The organism is Natrinema soli (assembly GCF_028618695.1).
The window spans coordinates 1-3,355 of record NZ_JAQIVI010000580.1; the positions used below are offsets into that span (position 1 = coordinate 1).

The window sequence follows — 3,355 nt, forward strand, 5'->3', positions numbered from 1 at the left end:
GGATCGCCGTTCTCGTCGGTCGGAAGCTCGATCTCGTCGGCTGCGTCGTCGGAGCTGTCGTCGGCCTCGTCGGCTGTGGCGGCCGTATCGTCCGCCGGGTCGCTCTCGCTTTCCGTGGGAGCGTCGGATTCGGGGCCGACGAATTCGGCGTCGTCGGCGTCGATGAACGCGGCGTCCGAGTCGACGTCGGTGGCGCTGTCGGCCGCGGCGTCTCGTTCGATGGGCGATTCAGTCGGCTGGGGGTCGTGATCATCGGGGAGCGAGTCGGCTCCCGTCCCGGCGGAGAGGCTGGTTACTTCGGTGTTCTCGCTGATGACGTTGCGCTGGCCACAGCGGGAACACTCCTCGTACTCCTGGACGGTAACGACGACCTCACTGCCCCGTTCTTCGCGCTCGCGTTCGACATCGGTCTCGCCGAAGTCGTGCCCGAGCAGCGAGCATCGCAGGACCATTGTCCCACCGTACCGACCCGGTCCATAAAAAACGTACTGCCTGTCAGTCGTCGAATTATGACAGTCATTCTATGTCGAACGTACTCCGCCGAGAAACGGCCCGTCGCTGACCGATCGTCGCGGACCGACTCCGACGGCCGTCATCGGAACGACAAACGTCAAATCCCGGGTCGTCGAATGGGTAGACGGATGAGAGCAAAGCGGGAGTACCGGAACCGGGAGAGAACGGAGGTGGCGGTACTCGACGCGCTGGTCGATCGCACCGAGGACGGGATGACCGTCTTCGAACTCCGAGCGGCCGTCGAGGTCGATATCGACGAGCTCGAGGACGCCCTGTCGACGCTCAAAGCGGACGACCTGATCGTCGTCGAATCGGGGTCGGAAACGGTGATCAAGCCCGCCGAGCGGGTGGTCCCCGACCAGAGCGCCGACGAGGACGACGACCAATCGATCGGAGAGTGGCTGCGCGAGCGGCTCCCTTTTTGAATCGAAACGCCTGAGAGGGTCAGGCCCAAGTGAGTACGCATGAGTGTCATCGAGTCGATCCACGAGGATCACGGGGCGACGTTCGGCGAGCGCGCCGACCGACGGATCGTCGAACACTACGGGCGACCCGAGCGGACCCATCGCGCGGTCCGCAACGGCGTCGGCCTGCTCGAGTTCGCCTACGGCGTGATCGTCGTCGAGGGCGCGGACCGCGTCGAGTACGTCGACAACGTGGTGTCGAATCGCGTCCCCGCGGAAGACGGACAGGGGTGTTACGCGCTCGTGCTCGATCCCCAGGGCGGGATCGACGTGGAACTGTACGTCTACAACGCGGGCGAGCGACTGCTACTCTTCACGCAGCCCGAGACCGCCGAACCGCTCGCCGAGGAGTGGGGCGAGAAGGTGTTCATTCAGGACGTCGACATTCGGGTCGCGACCGACGAGTACGCCGTCTTCGGAATTCACGGCCCGCACGCCACCGAGAAAATCGCGAGCGTACTCAACGGTGCCGGCTCGCCCGACCGACGCTACTCCTTCGTCCGCGGGACGATGGGCGACGAGGGCGTCTCCGTCATCCGGACCGACGCGCTCACCGGCGAGGAGAGCTACGAGGTGATCTGCGCCGCAGACGACGCCGCAGCGGTCCACGACACGCTGCTCAACCAGGGGCTCAACGCCGCACCCTTCGGCTATCGCACCTTCGAGAGCCTCGCGCTCGAGGCCGGCTCGCCGCTCTTTCACACCGAACTCGAGGGGACGCTTCCGAACGTGCTCGGCCTCCGAAACGCGCTGGACTTCGAGAAGGGCTGTTACGTGGGACAGGAGGTGGTCTCCCGCGTCGAGAATCGCGGCCAGCCCAGCCGGCGACTCGTCGGGCTGACGCTCGCAGGAGACGACGAGAGCGGGGACCGACCGGTTCCCGACGCCGGCGCGGCGGTCTTCGACGGCGACGCGTCGGTCGGCGAGGTGACCCGCGCGGGCGAGAGCCCGATGCTCGGGGACGTCATCGCGCTGGCGATCGTCGACTACGGCCTCGAGAGCGACGGTCTGACGGTCCGAGTCGGCGGCGAGGAGGTAGCTGCGACTCGCACCGAACTGCCGTTCGTCGAGGGGTCGGATCGATCGGATCGACTCCCCGAGTATTAGTGGTCCAGTCGCAGCGGTTCGTTCAGTGGTCGCTTCGCGCACGCAGCGCCAGAGAAAACAGAGTCAGGCTCCCGGATCTCTGATCTGGGGTAATCCCGCGGTCACCAGTCGGCGAAGGAGCACCACGATCCCGTTTTCGAGACCGCGGGCGAAAATCGCCTGCTCTTTTTCTCTGCCGTCGGCGGCGTTGGGATAGTACGACCCGATCAAGAGCGTTTCGCGGTCGACGAGCAGGATTCGACTGATCGCAACTTCGTCACTCTCGAACCCGGTGAGCCAGTCGAGGTCGGTTTCGAACACGCGGGTGGTGGGGAGTTCCGCGCCGAGCGCGTCCGTAATCGCGTCCGTCTGCCCGCCCAGAATCATCGAGAGGTCCGTATCGACTGCCCGCCGTAAGCTATCGAACATCGTCTCGGAGAGAATGTCCTCGTCGACGACGAGAAGCGCGATTTCGGACTCTGCTTCGTCGATGAGATCGATCGTTCGCGACTCGATCGCTTCGTGACCGGCGAGCGACCACACTTCCTGGACGTGTTCGTTCTCTTCGACGTCCTGAATCTCCGTGCTCTCGAGGTAGCTCTCGAGCGTTTCGATCCGATTGTCGTACTTCTGTCGAAGGGTCTGTGTCGCCTCGGTGACGCTGACGGCGCGGTACACCTGCGGACTGGTGTGCTGTACTTCGACCAGCCCCTGCGATTCCAGCACTCGGATGGCGTCGTACACCCTCGTTCGCGGCACCTCGGAAATCTCGTGTATTTCCTTCGCCGTTCCACTGGGAAGTTGGTTCAACGCCATAAAGCAACGCGCCTCATACTCCTGTAGCCCGAGATCCTGTAACAGGCTAATCGCCTCTCTTGTAGTTTCGTTCTCTGTCATGGCCCAACCACGAGTCCGGATAGCCGAACACGTAGGATAACGCGCGAAGATGGAAAAGGATTCATGTCTTACTCCGCTATCACCAGCGTTAATTTCAGATCCGCTCTGGAATTCTCTTTCACTCAGATTATCACACAAGCTACTTGAAGGCACGGCCGAAATGAGTGGATGGCGAGTCCTGTTACGGCCCAACCACGACAGGGCTCGCCATTTACTACCATTCGAAACAGAACGGGAGAGTTCCAACTGATTCTGCCAGATCGGACAGCCGTCGTACGGTCGGATGCGGACTGACTGTCAGTGAACCGCCTCGGGGTCGAGAGGTTCGAGAGAGCGTAATGATCAAGATAACTTTTGCAAATATGGACTGAGGAACTGGTCGATCCAGGACTTGG

Annotated in this window: 4 protein-coding genes; 2 read left to right on the forward strand and 2 right to left on the reverse strand. The window is 62.7% G+C overall.

Annotation, left to right across the window (positions count from 1 at the left end):
* On the reverse strand, nt 1-452 hold a 452-nt coding region (locus PGX04_RS26960; RefSeq protein WP_425498464.1), incomplete at its 3' end, for a DUF7093 family protein.
* Nucleotides 453-641: 189 nt separating this feature from the next.
* Here PGX04_RS26960 and PGX04_RS26965 point away from each other — a divergent pair.
* Nucleotides 642-938 carry a DUF6432 family protein gene (locus PGX04_RS26965; RefSeq protein WP_273741305.1) on the forward strand — a complete coding sequence of 99 codons (297 nt, stop codon included), beginning with the start codon at nt 642-644 and terminating at the stop codon, nt 936-938.
* A 39-nt stretch (nt 939-977) separates the two neighbouring features.
* Entirely contained in the window at nt 978-2,084 is a 1,107-nt protein-coding gene (ygfZ, locus tag PGX04_RS26970; RefSeq protein WP_273741306.1) for a CAF17-like 4Fe-4S cluster assembly/insertion protein YgfZ, read from the forward strand.
* Nucleotides 2,085-2,147: 63 nt separating this feature from the next.
* Here the strand turns inward: ygfZ and PGX04_RS26975 are convergent, their stop codons facing one another.
* A complete protein-coding gene (locus tag PGX04_RS26975) occupies nt 2,148-2,960 on the reverse strand; it encodes a TrmB family transcriptional regulator (protein WP_273741307.1) in 813 nt (270 codons plus the stop codon).
* Between the last annotated feature and the right edge of the window lie 395 nt (nt 2,961-3,355).